The sequence below is a fragment of the Streptomyces sp. MS06 genome (assembly GCF_047200655.1).
Lineage (GTDB): Bacteria > Actinomycetota > Actinomycetes > Streptomycetales > Streptomycetaceae > Streptomyces.
In genome coordinates this window covers 1-24921 of record NZ_JBJZOJ010000040.1, presented here as the reverse complement: position 1 = coordinate 24921, position 24921 = coordinate 1, and the positions used below count along the sequence as shown (strand labels likewise).

Here is a 24921-nt window from a genome sequence, read left to right as displayed (position 1 = left end):
GGGCAGGACGACAGCTACGGGACGAGCCCGTCCAGCGGAACGTGCGGGTCCGCCAGTGCCTCGGTGTCGACCGGGGCGCCGGAGCGGATCAGCCGCTGGATCGGCTCGGTGACGTCCCAGACGTTGACGTTCATCCCGGCGAGCACCCGGTTCTCCTTCACCCAGAAGGCGACGAACTCGCGTTTCCCGGCGTCCCCGCGGATGACCACCTCGTCGTAGGTGCCGGGGGGCGCCCAGCCGGAGTACTCCATGCCGAGGTCGTACTGGTCGGAGAAGAAGTAGGGCACGCGGTCGTAGACGACGTCCAGCCCGAGCATGGCGCGGGCGGCGGCCGGGCCGCCGTTGAGGGCGTTGGCCCAGTGCTCGACGCGCAGCCGGGTGTCGAACAGGGCGTGCGGGAAGGACGCCACGTCGCCCGCGGCGAAGATGTCGGGGTCGGAGGTGCGCAGCCGCTCGTCGACGGCGATGCCGCCGCCGTGGGCGCGGTCGGCGATCTCCAGTCCGGCCGCCTCGGCGAGGCCGGTGCGCGGGGCGGCGCCGATCGCGGCGAGGACCGCGTGCGCGGGGTGCTCCTCGCCGTCGTCGGTGCGGGCGGCCAGCACCATGCCGTCCTGGCCGGCGATCTCGGTCAGCCGGGCGCCGAAGTGGAAGCGGACGCCGCGCTCGCGGTGCAGTTCCCCGAAGAGCCCGCCGAGCTCGGGGCCGAGCACGCCGTGCAGGGGGGTCGGCTCGGGTTCGACGACGGTGACCTCGGCGCCGTACTCGCGGGCCGCCGCCGCGACCTCCAGGCCGATCCAGCCGGCGCCCGCGATCACGAGGTGGCCGTTGTCCCGGCCGAGGGAGGCGAGCACGCCCTTGAGCCGTTCGGCGTGCGAGAGGCGGCGCAGGTGGTGCACGCCGGCCAGGTCGGTGCCCGGGATGTCCAGGCGCCGGGGTTCGGCGCCGGTGGCGAGCAGCAGCCTGTCGTAGCGGACGGTGCCGCCGTCCTCGCCGAAGCGGACCGTCTTCGCGGCGCGGTCGACGGTGTCGACGGTCTGGCCGAGGTGCAGCTCGACGTCGTTGCGGGCGTACCAGGCGGGCTCGTGCACGAAGACGCTGTCGCGTTCCTCCTTGCCGAGCAGGTAGCCCTTGGACAGCGGAGGGCGCTCGTACGGGTGGTCGCGTTCGTCGCAGATCAGTATCACGCGCCCGTTGAACCCCTCCGCGCGGAGCGTCTCGGCCGCCTTCGCGCCGGCCAGGCCGCCTCCGACGATGACGAATGTCTGATCCGCGTCGACCACTTGATGCCTCCTCTTTACGGTGCCGCCACATGGGAGCGTCCCGCACGCAGGGTGATGGGGGAAGGGGGAGTGGCCCGATCAGGCCACGGAGGGTCACGTTCGGGTTCGTTCCTGCTCCGGTTCGGGCGGTTTCCGGGCATACATGCCCACCGCGGTGTCACCGATGCGCGGTCAGCCGGGCGTGCAGGGAACGCGCCGAGGCGTCGGTGAGCGAGGCGATCTGATCGACGATCACCCGTTTGCGGGCGCGGTCGTCGCCGGCGGCGTCGAACAGGGCGCGGAACTGGGGGTCCAGCCCGTCCGGGGCGCGGGCGGTGAGCGCCTCTGCCAGCTCGGCGACGACGATCCGCTGGTCGGCCCGCAACCGCTCCTGCTCGGCGCGCTGCATCACGTACCGGTCGGCGACCGCCTTGAGGACCGCGCACTCCAGCCGGGTCTCACGGGGCACGACCAGTTCGGCGGCGTACCGGGTGAGCCGCCCGGCGGTCGCGCCGGACCCCGTGGTCCCCTCGGCTCCCCCGACCCACCGGGCTGTTCCGGCCTCCCGGGCTCCCCCGGCTCCCCCGCCGCCCCGGCTGCCCGGGCGGGGGCCCCAGGCGGCGCGGGTGGCGCCCTCTGCGGCGAGGCAGAAGCGGCCGATGAGCTGGCTGGTGGCGTCCTTCAGCCGGGCCTGCGCGGCCGCGGTGCCGTCGTAGCCGTGCGGCCACCAGTCCTGGTCCTGGAGCCGGTCGAGGGCGGCGTCGAGTTCGGCGGGGTCGGTGCCGGGCGGGGCGTACCGGTCGGCGGCGACCGCGAAGACCTCCTGCCGCTCGGGCGCGGCGTGCAGGCAGTTGGGGTCGATGTGCCCGGCGTGCAGGCCGTCCTCCACGTCGTGCACCGAGTACGCCACGTCGTCGGCCCAGTCCATGACCTGCGCCTCGAAGCAGGCGCGGGTGCCGGGTGCCTCCTTGCGGACCCAGTCGAAGACGGGGCGGTCGTCCTCGTACACGCCGAACTTCGCCGACGCCGGGTCGGTGGGGTGCCCGCCGCGCGGCCAGGGGTACTTGGTGGCGGCGTCGAGGACGGCCCGGGTGAGGTTGAGGCCGACGGAACGCTCGGCGGTGAACCGTTTGGGCTCGATCCGGGTCAGCAGCCGCAGCGACTGGGCGTTGCCCTCGAAGCCGCCGCAGTCCTCGGCGAACTCGTTCAGCGCCTGCTCGCCGTTGTGGCCGAACGGGGGGTGGCCCAGGTCGTGGGAGAGGCAGGCCGCCTCGACCAGGTCCGCGTCGCAGCCGAGCGCGGCGCCGAGCTCCCGGCCGACCTGGGCGCACTCCAGGGAGTGGGTGAGCCGGGTACGCGGGCTCGCGTCCCAGGCCTGGCCCATGCTGCCGGGCGTGACCACCTGCGTCTTCCCGGCCAGGCGGCGCAGCGCGGCGGAGTGCAGCACGCGGGCGCGGTCGCGCTGGAAGGCGGTGCGGCCGGGCCGCTTGTCCGGCTCGGCGACCCAGCGCTCGACGTCGGCCGCGGTGTAGCCGGAGGGCGGGATGTGGTTCTCGTAGGCCTGCGGGGCGGTCCCTTCCATGCCCCGAACAGTAGACGCCGCCGCTGGTCGGCGGGGTGCGCCGGGCGGGACACCGGGCTGGGACCGGCGGGGCGACGCAGGGTTCAGGCCGACGCCAGCGCCGGTTCCGCCGCCGTTTCCGGGTGGGCCAGGGCCTGGTCGTAGCGGTGCAGCACCAGGCGGGCCATCGCCGGGTGGTCGCCCAGCGGGGCGGCGGCGATCCCGGGTGCGGCCTTGGCGCACTGGGTGGCGAACCGGCCCGGCGCGGCGAAGCAGGAGGCGACGGCGACACGGTGCCGGCCGCGGGCGGCCAGGGCGCGTACCGCGGCGTCGACGGTGGGCGTGGCGGCGGAGGCGTACGCCGGCCGGACGGGCACCCCGAGGCGTTCGGCGAGCAGGCGGGCGGTACGGCGGGTGTCTGCGGCCGAGTCGGGGTCGCGGGAGCCCGCGGCGGCCAGCACCACCGCGCTCGCCCGGCGCTCGGCCTCACTGGTACGGGTGCGCCAGCCGGCCTCCACCAGCCGCGCGTACAGCGTCTCCACCAGCAGTGGGTGCGGGCCCAGCGGGGCCGCCAGCCGGGCGCGCACCCGGGACGCGGCGGCCGCCCGCGGGATGTCCCGCTTGACGTGGTGGCCGCGGGCCAGCAGCAGCGGCACCAGGACGGCGGGGGCGCTGCCCAGGCCCGCGAGGGTGTCCGTCAGCAGCGGCTCGTTCAGCTCGATGTGCCCGAGGCGGACCGGCAGCGCGGGGCGCAGTTCCCGGATCCGCTCCAGCAGGCTGTGCGCGGTGTCCAGGGCGCGCGGGTCGCGGCTGCCGTGCGCCACCAGCACCAGTGCGGGCGGGCCCGGACGGCGGCGGCCGTCGGGGGTGACCAGGCTGAGCTGGCCGGCGAGCTGGGTGCGGATCCGGTCCATGAGGTGCGCCGTACTGTCGAGAGGAGCACCGGCCGGACGGCCGGGGCACGGGAGGGACTCGTCGCGCGAGTGGTTCGACGCCGTCATGGACAGAGCCTGCCGGAAGAAGGTTGCGCGCCCGTTGCGTGACCGTGACGGGCGTTTTCCGGGGATTCACGCGGGGGGTGCGGGGGGTGTGAGGGGGCGAGCGCTCCCGGCGGACCGGCGTCGCGGAGCTACTGGACTCCCAACGAGGCACGCCACCGACCGCGGCTCAGATGACACACCCCGTCGGGTGTGATGCGCACGCGGGCTCCCAGCAGCGGCAGCGAGCCCTCCGCGTTCAACCGGTTGCGAATCCGTTCCAGGGCTTCCCACAGGCGTTGCGGACCGCCCTGGTGCACGGTCGGCGGGTCGGTCCACTCGGCGGACGCGCGTGCCCATGATCCGTCCGGGTGCACCAGGTAGGCGGTTCGTGTCCGCCCCCTGGCCTCGTATCCCAGTTCCACGCCCGGCGTGGTGACTTCCAGCATGGACCGGAGTTCCCAGGCGTTCGCCACGTCCACCACGGGATAGCGGCCCGTGCCCGCCACGTCCCCGTCCGCCTCACGGGCGAGGGCGAAAAGTCCGGTGGGGGCGGGCGGGTAGGCCTCAGCGGACCGGGCGAGCATGAACCCCGCCATGTCCCGCGCGACCGTGCCCACCACATCCCCGTCCCGGTCCTTCCAACCGGTGATGATCAGGGAGGTGCGTGCCAAGGTCGTCGCGATGCGTCCGCCGGGTTCCAGGGCGGCGAGCACCGCACGGAGTCCCGGACCGGGGGCGAGCGCGACTGTACACACGATGCGGTCATACGAGCCCGGCACGTTCTCGGTGGCGTCCGCCGTCACCATCCTGGGTCGGTACCCCATGCCCGCGAGCCGGTCCCGCGCCGCACCGACCAGGTACGGGTCCACGTCGAGACTCGTCACGTGGTCGTCCCCGAGTCGGTGGCAGGCATACGCGGTGAGCCCGCCGGCTCCGGTGCCCAGATCCAGCAGGGTCAGTCCGTCCCCCGGTCGCGCGTGTCGGAGCATCCGCACCACCAGGCTCGGCATCGTCGCGGACGACGTGGGAAGTCCCTCGGGCTGGTCTCCGGGATCGGCGTGGTCGGCGTGCAGTGTGCCCACCCGTGTGATCAGGGACCGGTCCGCGTAGGCGGCGTCACTCCATGCCTGCGGGTTGCTCGGCCCGTCACGGACCACCCATCGGCCCGTGCCGTCCGTGTCCCACCAGCGGGGCACCAGCGTGTGTCGGGCGACCTGCGCCACTGGGGCGAGCCATCGTGAGTCAGGGTCGGTCACCTGGTCCGCGAGTCGTGCCGCTCTCGTGCGCCATTCCATGTTGCCGAGCCTTCCAGGTCAGTACGCGGGGTCGCAGGCTTCCGTGTTGGCCGGGTCGCAGTCGCCGGAATCGTTGGGCGGACAGGCGTTCACGCGCAACGGTGGCACCCTCGCGCGGAGTTCCGCCCACGCCGTGGATTTGAACAGCTCGGCGAGTGGGGTTTCCCGCACGTTTCCCGCCGGGAAGTTCCGCGAGAGGACGCACCCGACCACGTCCCCGTTCGAAAGGACGGCGGCGCGTCCGCGGGTACACCTGCCGCACATCTCGTCCCAGGTCGGGGTCTGCCCTGGCAGCAGGGCACGCCCTACGGCGCGTACACGGTCCGTGTTGATGTGCTTCACACCCATGGATTCCAGCTCGGCGCGTGCGGGGGCGACGCGCTGCCCCGGCAGGATGTCCACGATTCCGGCCCGGAGCACGATCCCGCGGTCGACGGCTGCCCGAATGTTGCACCGGGTGCGGACGTGGCTGCCCGCGCGCCCCGTGATTCTGTCGTGTTCGGCGGGGTCGTCGCTGTAGTAGCTCGTCGCGAGAGTCACACCCGCGCGGGTGAACACGTCCCACCAGGAGGGGGCGACATGGAACAGGTTGCTGTAGATCTCCACGTGCAGCCCGAGAGAGAGCGCCTGCTCGGTCAAGTCCCGCCAGTACGGGTGGACGGTCGGCTCACCGCCGATGAGCTGCACGGTGCGGACGCCGAGCGCGGCAGCATCCGTGATGGCACGGTGCCAGTCCGCGGGTGCCATCGTGCCGTGACTCGATTGCGGGCCGGACTCGGACAGGCAGTGGGTGCAGGCGAGCGGGCACTTGCCGGTGATCTCCAGTTCCAGGGAGCGGATACCGGCGAAAGGACTTCCGGCGGGCGGTTCAAGAAGGGCAGTCACGGTGTGGGGGCCTTTCGGTTTTGGGGGTTCGGAGTACGCGGGGATGGGCGGGATCGATGGAGCCGTCGCAGACGAGCAGAGAACGGAGTCGGGCCGCGGGCCTGGTCGTGTACGGGGGCGAGGTTTCAAGACGCCATGTCTACGGGGCATCAGCGTGGATGCAAGGTGGGCAACCGTCCGCCTGTCCCTGAGGTGTCGCGCGCATCGCACTGCCCGCCTGACTCCTGCCCGCTGTTCATGACGGCCGGCCCCGCCACATGACCCACGGGCGTTCGATCACCTCCGCATAGCCGGTGTGTTCGGGGTGCTCGCGCATGTGGGCGAACGCCCAGGTCTGCGGTGCGGTCGGGTCCTCGCTCACGGGAGACCTGGCACCGCAACCGGTGTCGTCCCCGGTGAGCGCGAGGCACCGGAACGCGTACGTCAGCGGCGGGGCGTCATCGTCGCGATCGGGCCGCAGCGTCCAGTCGACGAAGGCGAACCTGCGGCGGGCCGAGGCTGCCACCAGCCGCTCACCCCGGCTGCGCGCGTTGACGCGGGCCGTCTCGGCGCGCAGGCGCTCCGCCGAGTCCGCGGGCCGCACTTCCCGAGGATCAACAGTCCATTCGGCACCGCCGGTCACGGGGCGGAGGGACCAGGCTCCGCACCACGCGCCCCGGAACTCTCCCACCCGCTCCTGCGCGTCCACCATCAGCGTGCCGAGAGCCGGAGCAGGTGGGGGTTCCTGCCGCTCCGCGGGAACGTTCTCTCCGGACACCATCATTCCTCTCCGTAGTGGTTCCACTACCAAGGGATTCAGCGTGACCTAGAGTCGGGTTGTCTTCAACTTACGAGACCTGCTTGTTGAGTTGGGCGGTGACCGGTGAACCGGAAAGAGCTGGACCCCGAGGCATCACCAAGCGCGCGGTTCGGGAAGCTACTTCGCACACTGCGGGATCAGAGAGGATGGACGCAGGATGAGCTGGCGACGCGTGTCGGATGCTCCGGGGCGCACATTTCCGCTGTGGAAACCGGTCGTCGCCCTCCAACTCGTCGATTTGCGGCAAGTCTTGACAGAGCACTCGGCGCCGGAGACATGTTCGAGCGACAGAGTCGGGCCGCTCGTCATACCGCTCTCATCGAGGGGTTCCCGGAGTACGTTTCGCTCGAGGCGCGGGCGGCGGAGATTCGGCTGTACGAAGTGGGCGTCGTCCCTGGGCTTCTGCAGACACTCGAGTACGCGGCGGCATTGGAAGCCGACGCGGTACGGCGGGAAGCGATCACCTGTGAGCAGGCCGACGAGCGGGTTGAACTGGTGGCGCAGCGGCAGAACAGCCTCGATCGGTCGCCGTCCCCCTTGATCACCGCGGTACTTGACGAAAGTTGCATCCGCCGTCCGATGGGAGCCCCCTCGACCATGGATGCCCAGTTCGCCCGCTTGCTGGACTTCGCCGAGCAGCCCAACACGATGTTGCAGGTCGCACCGTTCTCCATGGGAGCACGCAGACCGTTCAGCCTGCCCGTCACGGTTCTCACGATGCCGGACCGCTCGCTGGTCTCCTATGCCGAGTCCACCCATCGGGGCCATCTCGAACGGGAAAGCACGTTCGTACTTCCGATACTGGCGGCCTACCATCAACTGCAAGCCGAAGCGCTGTCGCAAGCGGCGTCCGTAGCCATGATCGAAGAGCTTCGAAAGGGCACTCCGTGACGACCGAATCGCCCCGTTGGGTCACGTCCTCCTACAGCGGCAACGGCGGCCAGTGCGTCGAGGTCGCCATCAACCTCGCCGCGTCCCGTGGCGTGGTCCCCGTCCGTGACTCCAAGAATCCGGCCGGCCCCGTGCTGGGCCTCCCCGCCGAGTCGTTCGCCTTCTTCGTGGCGGGCGTCAGGGGTGGGGAGTTCGGCGGCTTCTGACGAGTCGGCCCCCGCGCAGCACCCGCTCGCGGCAGCCTCGTCGCGGCCGGCACGGTGAGGATGTGTCTCCTGGCCGGTGCCGGTGGCGGAGTTCCGCGGCCACCGGCACCGTCGTGCCCGGCGGGTTGCGCGCCCGGAGCCCCGGTTGCCCGGCGAGGGGCGCGGGGCGAGGGGCGCGGTGCACTGGTCACCAGGTGGTGCCGGCGGGCTCCTCGATGGTGGTGTTGATGCGGTTGAAGAAGTTGGTCAGGCTGATCATCAGGATGATCGCGGAGAGCTGCTCCTGGTCGAAGTGGTCGGCGGCCTCGTTCCAGACGTCGTCGGGGACGGCCTTGCCGGAGCGGTCGGCGATCCGGGTGGCGGACTCGGTCAGGGCCAGGGCGGCGCGCTCCTCGTCGGTGAAGAAGGGGGCCTCGCGCCAGGCGGCCACGGCGTGGAGTCGTTCCTCGCTCTCCCCGTGCTTCTTCGCGCCGGCGACGCCGGCGAACACGCAGGCGCTGCAGCCGTTGATCTGGCTGGCCCGCAGGTGGACCAGTTCCAGGGTCTGCGGGGAGACGCCTCCCTGGTACATGGCCTGGTAGATGTTCTGGATGCCCTTCATGGCGTCCGGCAGGACGAGAGCGGGGTTCTTCATCCGGGCGGTGGTGGCGGTCGCGGGGTTCATCCGATGCTCTCCTGGTGCTCCGTTAGTGTCTGTCACCGGATCGACGGATCCGGATACGGGGGTGTGACAGGTGAGCGGGAGTTCTTCTCTGGCCGACCGTTTCGAGGCCGAGCGGGCGGGGCTGCGGGCGGTGGCGTACCGGATGCTGGGGTCGCTCGCCGAGGCGGAGGACGCCGTTCAGGAAGCGTGGTTCAAACTCGGCCGCACCGATGTGGACGAGGTGAGGAACCTGGGGGCGTGGCTCACCACGGTCGTGGGTCGGATCTGCCTGGACATGCTGCGCTCGCGGACGTCGCGACGCGAGGAGCCGCTGCCCGAGCGGGATGGGTCGGTCCGGCTGCCGGACCCGGTGGTCACCGCGTCGGCCCGCGTCGACCCCGAGCAGCAGGTTCTGATCGCGGACTCGGTGGGCATCGCGCTCATGGTCGTTCTGGACACTCTCTCCCCGGCCGAGCGACTCGCCTTCGTCCTGCACGACATGTTCGACGTGCCCTTCGACGACATCGCCCCCGTCCTCGGCCGGACCGCGGTCGCGACGCGGCAGCTCGCCAGCCGCGCCCGCCGCCGGGTTCAGGGTGCCGCCCCGGCGGCGGACACGGACCCTACCCGCAAGCGCGATGTCGTGGACGCCTTCCTGGCCGCCTCTCGCGGCGGCGACTTCGAGGCGCTCCTGGCCGTCCTCGCGCCCGACGTGGTCGCCCGCTCCGACGGCGGCACGCTCGTCCCGAGCATCCTGCGACGCGGGGCCGACGACGTGGCCTCCCAGGCGATCACCTTCGCCCGCTACGCGGCGGACGCACACCTCGTCCTGGTCAACGGCACCCCAGGCGTCGTCTCCTTCACCGACGGCCGGCCGCTCTCCGTCATGTCGTTCACCATCCGGGACGGCCGCATCACCGCGCTCGACATCCTCACCGACCCCGACCGGCTCGCCTCACTCCGTATGACCGTCTGACCGCCGGGCGGCCCGTACGAACCGGGGCGGTCCGGCCGGGCACGGACCGGGGCGCCGGTCCTCCGCCCCACGAACCGGATCGCGGACCACCCCGCGAACCGGACCGCCCCCGTGCCGCGTCCTTGACGGACGACACCGACCGTGAGGATCCGACCGATGCGCCGCCCGCGACCACGCCGTTTCCGCCCGCCCCTCCCCCGCCTGACCGGCCTCCGCCCGCCACGTCCGCAGGCACCCCGCTTCTCCCTACCCGGCAGCCGTCTGCCCCGCCTCCGTCTGCCGCGCACCCGGCGGGGCCGGCGGCGGCTGGTGCAGGCTGTGATGGCGGGGTGCGTGCTGGCCCTGCTGCCGTCGGCGTGGCTGTTCACGGCGACCGGGAGCCGGCTGCGCGCGCCCGGCGACGTGCCGCGTACCGAGGTCGCCGTGGTCTTCGGGGCGGGGCTGTGGGACGGGGAGCCGTCGCCGTACCTGGCGCACCGGCTGGACGCGGCGGCCGCGCTGTACCGGGCGGGCCGCATCGAGGTGGTCCTCGTCACCGGCGACAACAGCCGGCGCGACTACGACGAGCCGGACGCGATGCGGGCCTACCTGGTCCGCAGCGGTGTGCCCGCGGCCCGTGTGGTCAGGGACTTCGCGGGCTTCGACACCTGGGACTCGTGTGTCCGGGCGAAGAAGGTGTTCGGCGTGGAGCGGGCCGTCCTGATCAGTCAGGGCTTCCACATCCGGCGGGCGGTGGCGCTGTGCGAGGCGGCGGGCGTGCGGTCCTACGGGGTCGGGGTTCCCGACCGGCACGACGCGACCTGGTACTACGGCGCCGTCCGGGAGGTGTTCGCCGCGGACAAGGCGGCCCTGGAGGCGGTGTTCCGGCCCGATCCGCACTTCCTCGGCCCGAGGGAGCCGGGCGTGGCGCGGGCGCTGGCGGCGGCCGGATGACCGGATCCTCACGGTGCCCGCACCCGCGCGGGGAGGTCGGTGTCCCGGCCGTGTAACAGGCGCCGACCTGCCGTGTAACACCGGCGCCGCACGCTGGGGGCATGGAGAGCACCGCGACGCCCACGCACTGCCCGTACTGCGCCCTGCAGTGCGGGATGAACCTGACGCCCGCCCCCGCCGGGACGGCCGGGCCCACGGTCGAGCTGACGGAGCGCGCGGACTTCCCGGTGAACCGGGGCGCACTGTGCGGGAAGGGTCGTACGGCGCCGGAGCTGCTGTCGTCCGGGGTGCGGCTGACGTCGCCGCTGGTGCGGTCGGACGGCGGCGAGCTGGTGCCGGCCACCTGGGAGGAGGCGCTGGAGCGGATCACGGCGGGCCTGGGTTCGGTGCGCGCGGCACACGGTGCGGACGCGGTGGGCGTGTTCGGGGGCGGCGGGCTGACCAACGAGAAGGCGTACGCGCTGGGCAAGTTCGCGCGGATCGTGCTCGGCACCTCGGAGATCGACTACAACGGGCGGTTCTGCATGTCGTCGGCCGCGGCGGCGGGCATCAAGGCGTTCGGTGTGGACCGGGGCCTGCCGTTCCCGCTGGAGGACGTGCCCCGCACCGGCTGCGTGATCCTGGTCGGCTCGAACCCGGCGGAGACCATGCCGCCGGCGCTGCGCTACTTCACCGAGCTGCGGGAGAACGGCGGCAAGCTGATCGTCGTCGACCCGCGCCGCACGCGCACCGCCGACCACGCCGACCTGCACCTGGCGCCCCGCCCGGGCACCGATCTGGCGCTCGCCCTGGGACTGCTGCACCTGGTGGTGTCCGAGGGCCGGGTGGACGAGGAGTACGTGCGGGAGCGCACCACCGGCTGGGAGGAGGCGCGGGCGGCGGCGATGGCGCACTGGCCGGAGTACGTGGAGCGGATCACCGGTGTGCCGGTGCCGCAGCTGCGGGAGGTGGTGCGGATGTTCTGCGCGGCGGAGTCGGCGATGGTGCTGACGGCCCGCGGGCCGGAGCAGCAGTCCAAGGGCACGGACACGGTGGGCGCGTGGATCAACCTGTGCCTGGCGACGGGCCGTCCGGGGCGCCCGCTGTCCGGCTACGGCTGCCTGACCGGGCAGGGCAACGGGCAGGGCGGGCGGGAGCACGGCCAGAAGGCCGACCAGCTGCCCGGGTACCGCAAGCTCGACGACCCGGCGGCGCGGCGGCACGTGGCGGAGGTGTGGGGGGTGGACCCGGACTCGCTGCCGGGGCCGGGCCGCAGCGCCTACGAGCTCCTCGACGCGCTGGGCGGGGACGTGCGGGCGCTGCTGCTGATGGCCTCCAACCCGGTGGTGTCCGCGCCGCGCGCCGCGCACGTGGAGGAGCGCATCCGGTCCCTGGACTTCCTGGCGGTCTGCGACGTGGTGCTGTCGGAGACGGCGGCCCTCGCGGACGTCGTCCTGCCGGTGACGCAGTGGGCGGAGGAGACCGGCACGACGACGAACCTGGAGGGCCGGGTGGTGCTGCGCCGGCAGGCGATCACCCCGCCGGACGGCGTCCGCAGCGACCTGCGGGTGATGCACGAACTGGCCGCCCGGCTCGGCGAACGGGAGGGCCTGGAGAAGAAGTTCCCGACGGACCCGGAGGAGGTCTTCGAGGAGCTGCGCCGGGCCAGCGCGGGCGGTCCCGCGGACTACTCCGGGATCAGCTACCGGCGGCTGGCCGAGGGCGACGGCGTCTTCTGGCCCTGCCCGGCGCCCGCTGCCGGCGTGCAGGACGGCGAGGACGCGGCCCTGGACGGCGCCCCGCTGCCCGACGACGACCCCGCCCGGGACGGAACGCCGCCCGACCCGCATCCCGGCACCCCCCGCCTGTTCCTGGACCGCTTCGCCACCCCGGACGGCCGGGCCCGGTTCGTGCCCGTGGCGCACCGCCCGGTCGCCGAGGAGCCCGACGACGCCTACCCGGTGCTGCTGACCACCGGCCGCGTGGTGTCGCAGTACCAGTCCGGCGCGCAGACCCGCCGGGTGCCGGAGCTGAACCGGGCCGCGCCGGGCCCGTTCGTGGAGCTGCACCCGAGGCTCGCGGACCGGCTGGGGGCCGCCGAGGGCGACCTGCTGGCCGTGGAGTCGCGGCGGGGGCGTGCGGTCGCCGCGGCCCGCGTCACCACCGCCATCCGCCCCGACACCGTCTTCATGCCCTTCCACTGGCCGGGCGCGGGACGCGCGAACACGCTCACCAACCCGGCGCTGGACCCGACGTCGCGGATGCCGGAGTTCAAGGTGTGCGCGGTGCGGGTGGAGAAGGTGGAGCAGGACGCCGCCCGACGGGACGCCGGCCGGGCTGGCTGACCCGTACCGGGGTCGTGGAACGGGACGCCGCCCGACGGGACGCCGGCCTACCGGACTGCCCCGCCGCCCGACGGGACGCCGGCCTACCGGACTGCCCCGCCGCCCGACGGGACGCCGGCCCACCGGACTGACCCGTACCGGCGTCAAGGGCGCGGGCGCGCCGGCCAGTCCCCGCCCGCGACGGGGGTGCCGCTCGCCCGCAGGCGCGCGGCGACGGCGGGGGCGGCGACGTACACCCAGGCTTGGACGGCGGTGCCGTCGGCGTCCCGCTCCACGTCGCGGGTGACGCGGTCGTAGAGGTTGCGGGGGTCGCCCGGGGTGAAGTCCTCCAGGCGGTCGAGGGCGGCGAGGAGCTCGTCGTAGGCCTGCGGTGCCGCGGTGACCAGGTCGCCGCGGACGGTCGCCCGGGGGCCGCCGGGCGGCTGCTCGACCGCGTAGGGGAAGCCGGGCCCCTCGTACAGCAACAACCCGGTGGTGCGGGCCGGTTCCTCGCGCAGGGTGCGGCCGTGCAGGAACCGGTCGTGGTGGCGTCCGCCGGGGCGGAGTGTGCCGTAGACGAAGAACGGAAGACTCACGGAACCGATTCTGACCCCTCACGGACCACCCGATTGCGCTATGGACCGACTTGACATGAACCTTTAAAAACAGAGGGGACATCAGCTCGACCCCCCACGCGCCCCCACCCAGGGCGCCTCCCCAGAGGAGACTGATGAGACCGATACGGCAGCACGTCCGAGGTTCCCGTCACTCCCGCCTCGCCGCCGCCGGTGTGGCCACCGCCACCGCCGCCCTGCTGGCCGCCGTCCTGACCCCCACCGCGGACGCCGCCGACGGGCCGACCCGGGCCACCGCGATCGACCACGCGACCTCCGTCCTGTCCGCCCGCGCGCAGGCGCTCGGCCTGACCTCCGCACAGCGCGCCGAGGTCCGGGACGTGATCGTCGACGCGGACGGCGCCCAGCACGTGCGCTACGACCGCACCTACCGCGGACTCCCCGTCCTGGGCGGCGACTTCGTCGTCCACCTGGCGCCCGACGGCACCTACCGCAGCGCCTCGCGCGCCACCACGAGCGCCCTCTCCCTGCCGAGCACCACGCCCGCGCTGCCCGCCCCGAAGGCGGCCGGCCTCGCCGTGCACGCGCTGCGCACCGCCCACCCGGGCCAGACCCTGAAGCAGATCACCGCCAAGCCGCAGCTCGTCGTCGACGCCCTGCACGGCGCCCCGCGCCTGGCCTGGCGCACCAACGCCGTGGCCCGGGACAGCCAGGGCAACCCGGTCGCCCGGACGGTCCTCACGGACGCCACCACCGGCGCCCGCATCGACGCCTGGGACTCCATCGAGACCGCCACCGGCGACGGGCAGTCGCTCTACAGCGGCAAGGTGGCCCTGGAGACGACCGTCTCGGGATCGACGTACCAGCTCAAGGACCCGACCCGCGGCAGCACCTACACCGGTGACGCCGAGAACAAGACGGACCTGTGCTTCTTCGGCATCTGCTTCGTCCGGGCGCCCGCCACGCTGTTCACCGACGCGGACGACCACTGGGGCTCCGGGACCTCCGCGGACCGCGCCTCGGCCGCCGTCGACGCGCAGTACGGCACCAACGAGACCTGGGACTACTACAAGAACGTCCACGGCCGCAACGGCATCGCCGGCGACGGCAAGGGCTCGTACAACCGCGTCCACTACGGCAACGGCTACAACAACGCCTTCTGGGACGACAGCTGCTTCTGCATGACCTACGGGGACGGCGACGGCTCCACCTTCGGCCCGCTGGTGGCGCTCGACGTGGCCGGGCACGAGATGACGCACGGCGTGACGTCGAAGACCGCCGCGCTGAACTACTCGGGCGAGTCCGGCGGCCTGAACGAGGCGACGTCCGACATCCTCGGCACCATGGTCGAGTGGTACGCCGCCAACCCCTCCGACCCGGGCGACTACCTGATCGGCGAGAAGATCGTCCGCTCCGGCTTCGGCCAGGCCGCCCTCCGCTTCATGGACAAGCCGTCCCGGGACGGCAACTCCGCCGACTACTGGAGCAGTTCGGTGGGCAACCTGGACGTCCACTACTCGTCCGGCGTCGCCAACCACTTCGCCTACCTGCTGGCGGAGGGAAGCGGCCCGAAGACCATCAACGGCGTCAGCTACGACTCGCCCACCTACGACGGCTCCACGGTCCAGGGGATCGGCCGGGACAAGGTGGGCGACATCTGGTACCGGGCGCTGACCGTCTACATGACCTCGTCGACGAACTACGCGGGCGCGCGCACCGCGACGCTCGCCGCGGCGAAGGACCTGTACGGCACCGGCAGCACGGAGTACGCGGCGGTCGGAGCCGCGTGGAACGCGGTCAACGTGCACTGATGCCGACGTGCTTTGAGACCGACGTGCACTGAGGCCGACGTGTACTGAGGTAAACGTGCACTGAGGCCGACGTGCACTGAGGCACCCTCCCGCGACAGCCGCCCCGGTGCCGAGCGCACCGGGGCGGCCCGCGACGCCGTCCGGGTCCCCGTCCCGTGGCGCCCGCACCAGGCCTCCCTGGGCCGCTCCGCGCCCTGAGCCCGGCCCGGACGCCCGCGGCCGGCCCCGACTGCCCGGTCGGCCACGGCCTGCCCGGCCCCGCTCCCCGGGTCGCGGGCCGCATCCGCACGCCGGATCACCCGCTCACCCGTTCACCCGTTCACCCGCGCGGCTTCCGCCCTTCGGGTTTCCCGCCGGGCACACCCGCATCGCCCCGGTGACCTGCTTGAACGCCGCCCTTGCGAGGCGGGGCGCGGAACCGGCGCCACCCGTTCACCGCAATTCTGACGCGGGATCAGGAAGCGCGCCGGTCCGCCTGCCGCTTACCTCGGAGGGGCGGGGACCGCGAACGCCTGCGCCGGTGGGCGCCGCGGGCATGCTCCCGCCGACGACCGACGACCGACGACCGACGACGGCTCGAGGGAGCACCGATGCGACGCACCGCCGGGCTGCTGGCCGGTACCGCTCTGGCCGCCGCAGCACTGGGCGGCGCCGCGGCACCCGTGTACGGCGGCACGAGCAGCGGCCTGACGAGCAGTGGCCTGGAGGTGTACCCGTCCACCGCGATCCCCGGCGACGACGTCACCGTCAGCATGGCGGGATGCGGGGACGGCGACACCGCGGCCGGCGACGCCAGCGCGGTGGGCGCCGGCCGGTTCCCGCTCGCGCCGGACCGCGAGGACGGGGCCGCCGGACGGTTCCGGGTGCCGCCGAGCGCGCAGCCGGGCACGTACGAGATCGTCGCACGGTGCGCCCGGGCGGGCCGGGAGGTACGCGGCGACCTGGTGGTGGCGCTGACCCGGCCCCGCGAGCAGGTGCGCCCCCGAGGAAGCGTCAAGACGGGGGTCGGCGGCGCACTGGGCCCCGACCCCGTGCAGACCGCGGCGGGCGTGGCGGCTCTCGCCGTCGCCGCCGCGGGCGGTACCTGGCTCCTGCACCGCCGGGCGAGAGGCGGCGGGATCTGACGGGCACCCTCCGCTGCCCGTCCACAGGTACCGCACATCCCTCCCCTCCGGGTCCGACGCCCCTCGCGGCCCGGAGGGGCACGGGGCCGCCCGTCAGGAGCAGGAGAGGGGTTCCCTCATGAACGTGAGCGCGTCCCGCGGCCGCCGGCCCGCCAACCGGGCGATAGCCGCGGTCACCGTGACCGCGCTGTGCACGGGCGCGTGGCTGCTGCACAGCGGCACCGCCACGCACGCCCCACCGCAGCCCTCCCCCGCCGAGGCGGCCGCCGCCCCGCACACCGGAACCGCCTCCGCGCCCGCCTCCGAGGCCTCACCGGCACCCGCACTGCCGCCCTCGCCGCCCGACCGGATCCGCATCCCCGCGATCGGTGTGGACGCCCCGCTCACCGGGCTCGGGCTCACCCCCGCCGGCAGCCTGGACGTACCGCCGGCGGGGCAGCCGAACCTGGCCGGCTGGTACCGGGCCGGCACCACCCCCGGCGAGACGGGCACCGCGATCGTCGCCGGCCACGTCGACAACGCCGACGGCCCCGCCGTCTTCTACGCCCTGGGCGCACTGACCAAGGGCGCCGCGATCGACGTGGACCGGCGCGACGGGACGACGGCCCTGTTCACCGTCGACGCGGTCGAGGAGTACGACGCCGCCGCCTTCCCCGACGAGAAGGTCTACGGTCCGGCCGACCGCCCCGAACTGCGGGTCATCACCTGCGGCGGCGGCTACTCGCCCGCCACCGGCTACCGCGGCAACGTCGTCGTCTTCGCCCACCTCACCGGCAGCCGCTGACCCCGCGCCACCACCCCGGCTCGGCCCCGCGCCACCACCCCGGCTCGGCCCCACGCCACCACCCCGGCTCGGCCCCGCGCCACCACCCCGGTGGCCTGCCGGCTCCGGGACACCGCCCCGGTGACCTGCCGGCTCCGGGACACCGCCGCCGGCGCCCGGGCGACCTGCGGGAACCAGGACACCGGCCCCGCCGCGCCCGGTTTCGGCCCCGGCCCCGGCCCCGCTTCGTAGACGATGGCGTCCGCACGTGTCCCGAAGGTCCGGCCCGCCCCGCCGCCGCCACGACCGCGCGGCGCCCCCGCCCGACCTCACCGGCGGCCCCCGCCGCCTGGCCGGGAGCCTCACATCCGCCGCGCGCGGCCGCTGAGGGCAGCGTTCCTCCCGGGAAACAGAGGTGATCCCACCGGGTAACACCGGCACCGCACGCTCAGGGACATGACCTCGAATACGCGTGTGGTGGTGATCGGCGCCGGCCTCGCGGGCGTACGTCTCGCCCGGCGGCTGGGTGAGCTGGGCGTGCCCGCACTGCTCCTCGGCGAGGAGGAACACCGCCCGTACAACCGGGTGCTGCTCGCCGAGGTACTGGCCGGCCGCTACAGCCCCGACGTCATCGCCCTCCCGGCTCCGTCCGGACTGGTCCGGGCCCGGGTGACCGGCATCGACCGCCGGGAGCGGACGCTGCACTGCGCCGACGGCACCCGGATCCCCTACGGCACGCTGGTGCTGGCCACCGGATCCAACCCGGTGCTGCCGCCGCTGCGCGGGCTGTTCACCCCGGACCGCGTGCTGCCCGAGGGGGTGCACGCCTTCCGCACCATGGACGACTGCCTCGGCCTGTCCGAGGCGGTGCGCCCCGGGGCGAAGGCGGTCGTCATCGGCGGCGGCCTGCTCGGGGTGTCCGCCGCCCGCGCCCTCGCCCGGCGCGGCGCGCAGGTCGTCCTCGCCCAGCAGTCCGAGCGGCTCATGGAGCGCCAGCTCGACCCGGACGCCTCCGCGCTGGTCCGGCGCCACCTGGCCGACCTGGGCGTCGAGGTCCACACCGAGTGCCGGGTCCGCGACGTGCGGTGCGTCGAAGGCGCGGTCCGCAGCGTGGAACTGGCCGACGGCTACGCCCTCGACGCCGACCTCGTCGTGCTGGCCTGCGGGGTCCGTCCCCGGGCCGGTCTCGCCGAGGACGCCGGGCTCGCCGTCCGCAAGGGCGTCCTCGTCGACGACGAACTGCGCACCAGCGACCCGCACATCCGGGCGATCGGCGACTGCGCCCAGCACGACGGCACCGTGTACGGCCTGGCGGCGCCCGCCCTGGAACAGGCCGACGCGCTCGCCGCGCTGCTGGCCGGCGACCCGGCCGCCCGCTACACCGGCACCCGTGCCCTGACCCGGCTCACGCTCGCCGGGCAGGACTCCCTCGACCTCGCCGCGTTCGGGGAGACCGTCCCCCTGCCGGGCGACGACGTCGTGCAGCTCGCCGACGCCACCCGTGGCACCTACCGCAAGGTCGTCGTCCGCGACGACCGGCTGGTCGGCGGGGTCCTCGTCGGCGCGCTCGGCACCGTCGGCACGCTCGCCCGGGCCTGGGAGGGAGCAGAGCCGCTCCCCGCGGACGGCGGCCCCCTGCTCCACCTGCTCACCAACGATGGAGGCTCCTGATGTCCACGACCGCACCTGCGGGGGACCCGCCCCGCCCCACGCTCGTGCTCGTCGGCCACGGCATGGTCGGCCAGCGCTTCCTCGAAGCGCTCGCCGAGCGCGGCCTGACCGCCACGCACCGCGTCGTGGTGCTCGCCGAGGAGCCGCGCCCGGCCTACGACCGCGTCCAGCTCACCTCGTACTTCTCCGGCCGCACCCCCGACGAACTGTCCCTGTCGGAACCGGAGTTCCTGCGCGAGCACGGTATCGAGCTGCACCTCGACGACCCGGCCGAAAGCGTCGACCGCGAGGCCCGCACGGTGACCTGCCGCTCCGGACGCACCGTCGGCTACGACGTCCTCGTCCTGGCCACCGGCTCCTACCCGTTCGTACCGCCGGTGCCCGGCAAGGACGCCGCCGGCTGCTTCGTCTACCGCACCATCGAGGACCTCCTCGCCATCGAGGAGTACGCGAAGGCGCACGCCACCACGGGTGCGGTGGTCGGCGGCGGACTGCTCGGCCTGGAGGCGGCGGGCGCCCTGAAGGGCCTCGGACTGGCCACGCACATCGTGGAGTTCGCGCCGCGGCTGATGCCGGTCCAGGTCGACGACGGAGGCGGCGCCGCGCTCCTGCGCACCATCGAGGGCATGGGCCTGACCGTGCACACCGGCACCGGCACCCAGGAGATCGTCACCGGCGCCTCCGGTGCGGTCACCGGCATGAAGCTGTCCGACGGGTCCGAAGTCGCCACCGACATGGTGGTGTTCTCCGCCGGCGTCCGCCCCCGCGACCAGCTCGCCCGCGAGTCGGGCCTCGCGGTCGGCGAACGCGGCGGCATCACCGTCGACGCGCACTGCCGCACGGTCACCGACCCGCACGTGTTCGCCATCGGCGAGTGCGCGCAGGCCGTCGACGGCCGGGTGTACGGACTGGTCGCGCCCGGCTACGAGCAGGCCGTGGCGGCCGCCGCGGCGATCGCCGACGACGAGGCGGACCGGTCGGCGTTCACCGGCGCCGACCTGTCCACCAAGCTGAAACTGCTCGGCGTGGACGTGGCCTCGTTCGGCGACGCGCACGGCACCGCCGAGGACTGCCTGGACGTCGTCTACTCCGACTCCCGTGCCGGCCTGTACAAGAAGCTCGTCGTCGGCCGCGACGGCACCCTGCTCGGCGGAATCCTGGTCGGCGACGCGGAGGCCTACGGCACGCTGCGCGCACTGACCGGCTCCGTCCCGCCGGTGGCACCCGAATCGCTGGTACTGCCGGCCGGCGCCGGGGAGTCCGCGCAGCTCGGCCCGTCCGCGCTGCCGGACGACGCGGTCATCTGCTCCTGCCACAACGTCACCAAGGGCACCATCCGCGGCGCGGTGACCGAGCACTCCTGCACCAGCGTGCCCGCGGTGAAGAAGTGCACCAAGGCCGGTACCGGCTGCGGCAGTTGCGTGAAGGTGCTCGGCCAACTCGTCGACGCCGAGCTGGAGGCGAACGGGATCGAGGTCGACAAGGGCCTGTGCGGCTGCTTCGCGCAGACCCGCGAGGAGCTGTACGAGATCGTCCTCGCCCTGCGCATCACCTCCTACCGGGAACTCCTGGACCGCTTCGGCCGGGAGGACGCGCGCGGCGGCGACGGCTGCGAGGTCTGCAAACCGGCCGTCGCCTCCGTCATCGCCTCCCTCGCCCCCACGATCGGCGCCAGCGGCTACGTCCTGGACGGCGAGCAGGCCACCCTGCAGGACTCCAACGACCACTTCCTCGCCAACCTGCAGCGCAACGGCTCGTACTCCGTCGTCCCGCGCATCCCCGGCGGTGAGATCACCCCGGAGAAACTCATCGTGATCGGCGAGATCGCCCGCGACTTCGGCCTCTACACGAAGATCACCGGCGGTCAGCGGATCGACATGTTCGGCGCCCGGGTCGAGCAGCTCCCGCTGATCTGGACCCGCCTGGTGGACGCGGGCTTCGAGTCCGGCCACGCCTACGGCAAGGCGCTGCGCACCGTGAAGTCCTGCGTCGGCCAGACCTGGTGCCGGTACGGCGTCCAGGACTCCGTCCGCATGGCGATCGACCTGGAGCTGCGCTACCGAGGCCTGCGCTCGCCGCACAAGCTGAAGTCGGCGGTCTCCGGCTGCGCCCGCGAGTGCGCGGAGGCCCAGTCGAAGGACTTCGGCGTGATCGCCACCTCGCACGGCTGGAACCTGTACGTCGGCGGCAACGGCGGCGCCACCCCCCGCCACGCGGACCTGCTCGGGCAGGACCTGTCGGACGCCGAACTGGTCCGCCTGATCGACCGGTTCCTGATGTTCTACATCCGCACCGCCGACCGCCTGGAGCGCACCTCGACCTGGCTGGAGCGGATCCCGGGCGGCCTGGACCACGTACGCGACGTCGTCGTCCACGACTCCCTCGGCATCTGCGAGGAGCTGGAGCGGCTGATGCGGGACCACGTGGCGCACTACCGCGACGAGTGGGCCGAGACCATCAACGACCCGGAGAAACTCGCCCGGTTCGTCTCCTTCGTCAACGCCCCCGACACCCCGGACCCGGTCGTCGGCTTCGTCCCCGAACGCGAGCAGATCAAGCCCGACCTGCCGCTGCTGGCCATCGGCCTGCGGCCCGCGGACGCCCCGAACGGTGCGGGCTCCGCCGAATCCGAGGAAGCCGCCCTGGAAGGAAGCGCCCCGCGATGACCCTGGCACCCGAGACGACCGACCTGAGGGTCCAGCTCCGGCTGGACGAGCAGTCCGAAGCCCCCGAGGGACCCGGGGCGCGGCCCGCCGGACGCCCCGAGGGGCGACGCGGGGCGTCCGGCGGGCAGCGCGGGCAGGAGGGGGAGGCCGGCTGGCTCACCGTGTGCGAGCTGCACCGGCTGGCGCCCGGCCGGGGCGTGGCCGCGCTGCTGCCCGACGGCCGCCAGGCCGCCCTGTTCCGCGGCCGGGACGGCGAGCTGTACGCCGTCGACAACCGGGACCCGTTCACCGGCGCCGCCGTCCTCTCCCGCGGCCTGACCGGCACCCACCGCGGCCGCCCCTTCGTCGCCTCCCCGCTGCTCAAGCAGCGCTTCGACCTGCGCACCGGGGAGTGCCTGGACGACGCCTCGGTGCGGGTGGCGACGTACGAGGTGCGCACCGCCTGAGGCGGGGCGGTCTCAGTCCCGGCCTCGGCGGACGGGGGCGGCCGTCGCGGGGGAGCGGCCGCGACGGGGGTCGCGGTGGGCGGGGGCGGGGGCCGCGCGTGCGCGGCCTGCCGCCCCCGCCCCGGCGGGTACGCCCCGTGCTCCGCACCCTGTGCCCTACCCCAGCTCGTCCGGTCCGAGCAGGTCCGGCCCTGCGAGCCCCTCCGGGACCGGCACCCCACTCCCGACGGAAGGCCGGTCGGCCGGGGCACGGTCGCCGTCCGCGGTGCCGCGGAACGTGCGGCGGTAGTCGCTGGGGGTGACGCCCACGTGCTCCTTGAACAGGGTGCGCAGGTTCGCCGGTGTGCCGAGGCCGCAGTGCCGCGCCACACTCTCCACCGTCAGCTCGGTGGACTCCAGCAGCTCCCGCGCCCGGCTGATCCGGGCCGCCAGCAGCCATCGCATGGGCGGCTGCCCCGTCTCGGCGTGGAAGCGCCGGATCAACGTCCGGCGGGACACCCCGGCCCGCTGCGCCAACCGGTCGACGGTGAGCGGGCGGTGCAGGTTGAGCAGCGCCCACTCCTGCACCTGTGCCGGCCCACCACCGGAACGGCCCGTCCGCACCGGGAGGTCGATGTACTGGGCCTGGCCCCCGTCGCGGTGGGGAGCCGCCACCAGTGCCCGCGCGCGCCGGTTGGCCAGGTGGGCTCCGTGGTCCCTCCGAATGAGATGCAGGCACAGGTCCAGTCCCGCGGCCACACCGGCGGAGGTGAGGACCTCCCCCTCGTCGACGTACAGCGCCCTCGGCTCGACCTCCACCCGGGGATACCCCTCGGCCAGAGCCGCCGCGTACTGCCAGTGCGTGGTGGCCCGCCGCCCGTCGAGCAGACCGGCCGCGGCGAGGACGAACGCGCCGGTGCAGATCGACACCATCCGAGCACCGCGCGCAGCCGCCCCGGTCAGCGCGGCGCACAGCTCGGCCGAGGGCTGCCCGGGAACGGACTGCCCGGGTACGACGACGGTGTCGGCCGCCTCCAGGCATTCCAGCCCGTCTTCGACGGACAGCGACGGAGAGCCGTGCACCCGGACGGGTCCCGGGTTCTCGGTGCACACCGTCAGCCCGTAGGGGCCCTCGGGCCAGCTGCCGAAGACCTGCAGAGGAATACCCAGGTCGAGCGGGAGCACGTCCGGAAGGGCGACCACGACCACCCGGTGCCGGCTCCCTGATCCGCACCCGGCGCCGGATCCGGTGCCGGATCCGGATCCTGATCGGGTTCCGGTGCGGGTTCCGCTTCCGGCGCGGGTTCCGCTGGCATCGGGCTGCGGGCGACGGGGCACGGCGGACATGGCACGATCCTACGGTTGCATGGCATCCATGCCACTGCCCGCGGGCCGGCCCCGGCACCTAGCGTCTCGCACCGTGACCACTTCGCAGCTCCTCCCCGCACTGCCCGACACCCCCGCGGCCCGCCGCACCCTCGCACACGCCCGCCGGCACGAGAGCGAGCCCGTCGCCAACCACAGCATCCGCAGCTACCTGTTCGCCGTGCTGCTCGCCGAGCACGAAGGCCTGGCGGCCGGCGCCGACTTCGACCCCGACCTCCTCTTCCACGCCTGCGTCCTGCACGACCTCGGCACCTCGCCCTCGGCTCCCGGCCGGCAGCGGTTCGAGGTCGAAGGCGCCGACATGGCCGCCGACTTCCTCACCACCCACGGCTGCGCCGCCGCGGACGTCGACCAGGTCTGGGAGGCGATCACCCTGCACTCCTCGCCGGGCATCGCCGAGCGCCGGAGCGCGCTGGCCCGCCTCACCCGCGGTGGCGTGGTCGCCGACTTCGGGATCGCGGCGGACTTCGTGACGGAGGCCCAGGGCGAGGCCGCGCACCGGCACCACCCCCGGCTGAACATGGTCAGCGCACTGGTCGACGACATCGTCCGGCACGCCGCACGCGCTCCGCAGAACGCCCCCCGCTTCACCATCGCCGGGGAACTCGCCCGCGAACGGGGACCGCACGGCACCCCGACGACGCTGGAGACAGCGGCCGCGTCGTCCCGCTGGGGGGTGTGATCCCGGAAAAATATATGGAGGGCGCCTACAACCATCCGCTCCGGGAACCCATCCAACAAAGTGACCACAGGAACCCTTTCGCCCCCTTGGAGGCGAATTCTTCATGCTCCTGAACACGAAGCACCGCACGCGGCGCACCGTGACCGCGTCGCTCACCGCCGCTCTCGCCGGGCTGGCCGCCGCCGCGGGCGCCTGGGGCGCGGCCCCGGCCTCGGCCGACCCGTCGAGCGGTACGCCCACCTGCACCGTGGGTGACCTGTACGTCTCCCTCGGCGGCAAGCAGGCCGCCGCGGGCTCCCTCTACCAGACCCTGCGCTTCACCAACACCGCCACCCACGACTGCGCCCTCCGCGGGTACCCGGGCGTCAGCGTCCTGGACACCGCGCACCGGCAGATCGGCCCGGCCGCCGACCGCAGCGGCCGTTCCTACTCCACCGTCGTCCTGCGGCCCGCCGAGTCCGCCTCCGCGGTGGTGCGCACCGCGAACGGCCCGGTCGGCGGAGCCTGCGAGCGCACCGGCAGCTACCTCCGGGTCTACCCGCCGGCCTCCCGCACCGCGGTCCTCGTCCCGGCCTCCTTCAAGGCCTGCTCCGGCATCTTCGACGTCGGCCCGGTCAACACCCACGGGGCGTTCTGACAGCGGAAGCCGGCACGCATCGGCAAAGCAGGGCAGCGCCCCGCACAGGACGTACGGCCGGCTTTCTCGGCGGGAAGCCGGCCGCACCGGGCCGCGCGTTCAGAATGAGATCTGCTGGCTCGCCCTCCTACTGATCCGCATCACCGAGACCACCACCGGCGCGACCTGGACGGCCGTCCGCCGCGAGCTCGACCGGCTCCACCTCGGCACGTTCACCGGCCCCACCGGCCTGTTCCGCCAGGTCACCACCCTCACCAAGCCCCAGACCGACCTGCTGGCCAAGCTCAACATCCCCGCACCGAAGCAGATCATCGCGCTCGAACCCACACCCCGCTGACCAGCACGAACACCAGCGCCTAGAGAAACGCCTCTCAGGCGCCCTCACCCATGTCCGCGCAGGTCAGACCCCAGATTCGTGACTCTAGGACACTGAATTACACGGAACGCAGG

21 protein-coding genes and 1 pseudogene are annotated in these 24921 nt (G+C 73.7%); 13 read left to right on the top strand and 9 right to left on the bottom strand.

The features are described 5' to 3' along the window. Positions 1 to 14: 14 nt before the first annotated feature. The 6 genes and pseudogenes from ACL02U_RS21355 to ACL02U_RS21330 all read right to left on the bottom strand — a co-directional run. Complete coding sequence (locus ACL02U_RS21355) at positions 15 to 1280, bottom strand: NAD(P)/FAD-dependent oxidoreductase (RefSeq protein WP_412792479.1); 1266 nt, start codon at positions 1278 to 1280, stop codon at positions 15 to 17. Positions 1281 to 1437: 157 nt separating this feature from the next. After that, on the bottom strand, positions 1438 to 2841 hold the full coding sequence (locus ACL02U_RS21350; protein ID WP_412792478.1) for a deoxyguanosinetriphosphate triphosphohydrolase: 1404 nt from the start codon (positions 2839 to 2841) through the stop codon (positions 1438 to 1440). An 83-nt stretch (positions 2842 to 2924) separates the two neighbouring features. Beyond that, positions 2925 to 3821, bottom strand: coding sequence for a sirohydrochlorin chelatase (locus ACL02U_RS21345; protein ID WP_412792477.1), 897 nt, complete (start codon positions 3819 to 3821; stop codon positions 2925 to 2927). A gap of 128 nt (positions 3822 to 3949) precedes the next feature. Further along, positions 3950 to 5095, bottom strand: coding sequence for a methyltransferase domain-containing protein (locus ACL02U_RS21340; protein ID WP_412792476.1), 1146 nt, complete (start codon positions 5093 to 5095; stop codon positions 3950 to 3952). An 18-nt stretch (positions 5096 to 5113) separates the two neighbouring features. Then, positions 5114 to 5980: a radical SAM protein gene (locus tag ACL02U_RS21335; protein WP_412792475.1), complete on the bottom strand. Its 867-nt coding sequence runs from the start codon at positions 5978 to 5980 to the stop codon at positions 5114 to 5116. A 505-nt stretch (positions 5981 to 6485) separates the two neighbouring features. Beyond that, positions 6486 to 6737 (bottom strand): annotated as a pseudogene (locus ACL02U_RS21330) (hypothetical protein); the annotation flags it as partial. A 105-nt stretch (positions 6738 to 6842) separates the two neighbouring features. Between ACL02U_RS21330 and ACL02U_RS21325 the strand changes: the two are divergent. Both ACL02U_RS21325 and ACL02U_RS21320 read left to right on the top strand, forming a co-directional pair. Continuing rightward, on the top strand, positions 6843 to 7670 hold the full coding sequence (locus tag ACL02U_RS21325; RefSeq protein WP_412792474.1) for a helix-turn-helix domain-containing protein: 828 nt from the start codon (positions 6843 to 6845) through the stop codon (positions 7668 to 7670). Then, positions 7667 to 7876 (top strand): DUF397 domain-containing protein, encoded by a 210-nt coding sequence (locus tag ACL02U_RS21320; protein WP_412792473.1) that lies wholly within the window; start codon positions 7667 to 7669, stop codon positions 7874 to 7876. The genes ACL02U_RS21325 and ACL02U_RS21320 overlap by 4 nt, the downstream gene beginning before the upstream one ends. Before the next feature lie 187 nt (positions 7877 to 8063). Here the strand turns inward: ACL02U_RS21320 and ACL02U_RS21315 are convergent, their stop codons facing one another. Further along, entirely contained in the window at positions 8064 to 8540 is a 477-nt protein-coding gene (locus tag ACL02U_RS21315) for a carboxymuconolactone decarboxylase family protein (RefSeq protein ID WP_412792472.1), read from the bottom strand. Between the two features lie 70 nt (positions 8541 to 8610). Between ACL02U_RS21315 and sigJ the strand changes: the two genes are divergently transcribed. The 3 genes from sigJ to ACL02U_RS21300 all read left to right on the top strand — a co-directional run bounded on the left by sigJ (position 8611) and on the right by ACL02U_RS21300 (position 12752). Next, the gene (sigJ, locus tag ACL02U_RS21310) at positions 8611 to 9495 is read left to right on the top strand and encodes an RNA polymerase sigma factor SigJ (RefSeq protein WP_412792471.1); all 885 of its coding nucleotides are present in this window, start codon (positions 8611 to 8613) and stop codon (positions 9493 to 9495) included. Between the two features lie 321 nt (positions 9496 to 9816). Next, complete coding sequence (locus ACL02U_RS21305; RefSeq protein WP_412792470.1) at positions 9817 to 10428, top strand: vancomycin high temperature exclusion protein; 612 nt, start codon at positions 9817 to 9819, stop codon at positions 10426 to 10428. Positions 10429 to 10529: 101 nt separating this feature from the next. Next, positions 10530 to 12752: a molybdopterin oxidoreductase family protein gene (locus tag ACL02U_RS21300; protein WP_412792469.1), complete on the top strand. Its 2223-nt coding sequence runs from the start codon at positions 10530 to 10532 to the stop codon at positions 12750 to 12752. Between the two features lie 143 nt (positions 12753 to 12895). Here ACL02U_RS21300 and ACL02U_RS21295 read toward each other — a convergent pair whose 3' ends face one another. Then, the gene (locus ACL02U_RS21295) at positions 12896 to 13327 is read right to left on the bottom strand and encodes a gamma-glutamylcyclotransferase family protein (RefSeq protein ID WP_412792468.1); all 432 of its coding nucleotides are present in this window, start codon (positions 13325 to 13327) and stop codon (positions 12896 to 12898) included. 134 nt (positions 13328 to 13461) lie between these two features. Here ACL02U_RS21295 and ACL02U_RS21290 point away from each other — a divergent pair, with 134 nt between their 5' ends. The 6 genes from ACL02U_RS21290 (at position 13462) to nirD (ending at position 21787) form a co-directional block, all read left to right on the top strand. Further along, positions 13462 to 15117: a M4 family metallopeptidase gene (locus tag ACL02U_RS21290; protein ID WP_412792467.1), complete on the top strand. Its 1656-nt coding sequence runs from the start codon at positions 13462 to 13464 to the stop codon at positions 15115 to 15117. Between the two features lie 590 nt (positions 15118 to 15707). Continuing rightward, positions 15708 to 16241, top strand: coding sequence for a hypothetical protein (locus ACL02U_RS21285; RefSeq protein ID WP_412792466.1), 534 nt, complete (start codon positions 15708 to 15710; stop codon positions 16239 to 16241). A 118-nt stretch (positions 16242 to 16359) separates the two neighbouring features. After that, positions 16360 to 17025, top strand: a complete 666-nt coding sequence (locus ACL02U_RS21280) for a class F sortase (RefSeq protein ID WP_412792465.1) — start codon at positions 16360 to 16362, stop codon at positions 17023 to 17025. Between the two features lie 435 nt (positions 17026 to 17460). Continuing rightward, positions 17461 to 18675, top strand: coding sequence for an NAD(P)/FAD-dependent oxidoreductase (locus tag ACL02U_RS21275; protein ID WP_412792464.1), 1215 nt, complete (start codon positions 17461 to 17463; stop codon positions 18673 to 18675). Further along, positions 18675 to 21341 carry a nitrite reductase large subunit NirB gene (gene nirB / locus ACL02U_RS21270; protein ID WP_412792463.1) on the top strand — a complete coding sequence of 889 codons (2667 nt, stop codon included), beginning with the start codon at positions 18675 to 18677 and terminating at the stop codon, positions 21339 to 21341. The genes ACL02U_RS21275 and nirB overlap by 1 nt, the downstream gene beginning before the upstream one ends. After that, on the top strand, positions 21338 to 21787 hold the full coding sequence (gene nirD, locus ACL02U_RS21265; protein WP_412792462.1) for a nitrite reductase small subunit NirD: 450 nt from the start codon (positions 21338 to 21340) through the stop codon (positions 21785 to 21787). Before nirB ends, nirD begins: the two co-directional genes overlap by 4 nt. A 156-nt stretch (positions 21788 to 21943) precedes the next feature. On the opposite strand, the gene ACL02U_RS21260 is transcribed toward nirD, so the two are convergent. Further along, on the bottom strand, positions 21944 to 22975 hold the full coding sequence (locus ACL02U_RS21260) for a GlxA family transcriptional regulator (protein WP_412792461.1): 1032 nt from the start codon (positions 22973 to 22975) through the stop codon (positions 21944 to 21946). A gap of 211 nt (positions 22976 to 23186) precedes the next feature. On the opposite strand from ACL02U_RS21260, the gene ACL02U_RS21255 reads away from it, so the two are divergent. Beyond that, positions 23187 to 23834 carry an HD domain-containing protein gene (locus ACL02U_RS21255; RefSeq protein WP_412792460.1) on the top strand — a complete coding sequence of 216 codons (648 nt, stop codon included), beginning with the start codon at positions 23187 to 23189 and terminating at the stop codon, positions 23832 to 23834. Between the two features lie 103 nt (positions 23835 to 23937). After that, on the top strand, positions 23938 to 24471 hold the full coding sequence (locus tag ACL02U_RS21250) for a DUF4232 domain-containing protein (RefSeq protein ID WP_412792459.1): 534 nt from the start codon (positions 23938 to 23940) through the stop codon (positions 24469 to 24471). The last annotated feature ends 450 nt before the right edge of the window (positions 24472 to 24921 follow it).

Coding starts and splice junctions, on each gene's coding strand:
- ACL02U_RS21340 (WP_412792476.1), bottom strand. CDS start 5,095: ATGGAATGGCGCACGAGAGCGGCACGACTCGCGGACCAGGTGACCGAC.
- nirD (WP_412792462.1), top strand. CDS start 21,338: ATGACCCTGGCACCCGAGACGACCGACCTGAGGGTCCAGCTCCGGCTG.
- ACL02U_RS21305 (WP_412792470.1), top strand. CDS start 9,817: ATGGCGGGGTGCGTGCTGGCCCTGCTGCCGTCGGCGTGGCTGTTCACG.
- ACL02U_RS21300 (WP_412792469.1), top strand. CDS start 10,530: ATGGAGAGCACCGCGACGCCCACGCACTGCCCGTACTGCGCCCTGCAG.
- ACL02U_RS21275 (WP_412792464.1), top strand. CDS start 17,461: ATGACCTCGAATACGCGTGTGGTGGTGATCGGCGCCGGCCTCGCGGGC.
- ACL02U_RS21345 (WP_412792477.1), bottom strand. CDS start 3,821: ATGACGGCGTCGAACCACTCGCGCGACGAGTCCCTCCCGTGCCCCGGC.
- ACL02U_RS21315 (WP_412792472.1), bottom strand. CDS start 8,540: ATGAACCCCGCGACCGCCACCACCGCCCGGATGAAGAACCCCGCTCTC.
- ACL02U_RS21280 (WP_412792465.1), top strand. CDS start 16,360: ATGAACGTGAGCGCGTCCCGCGGCCGCCGGCCCGCCAACCGGGCGATA.
- ACL02U_RS21285 (WP_412792466.1), top strand. CDS start 15,708: ATGCGACGCACCGCCGGGCTGCTGGCCGGTACCGCTCTGGCCGCCGCA.
- ACL02U_RS21250 (WP_412792459.1), top strand. CDS start 23,938: ATGCTCCTGAACACGAAGCACCGCACGCGGCGCACCGTGACCGCGTCG.
- ACL02U_RS21350 (WP_412792478.1), bottom strand. CDS start 2,841: ATGGAAGGGACCGCCCCGCAGGCCTACGAGAACCACATCCCGCCCTCC.
- ACL02U_RS21290 (WP_412792467.1), top strand. CDS start 13,462: ATGAGACCGATACGGCAGCACGTCCGAGGTTCCCGTCACTCCCGCCTC.
- nirB (WP_412792463.1), top strand. CDS start 18,675: ATGTCCACGACCGCACCTGCGGGGGACCCGCCCCGCCCCACGCTCGTG.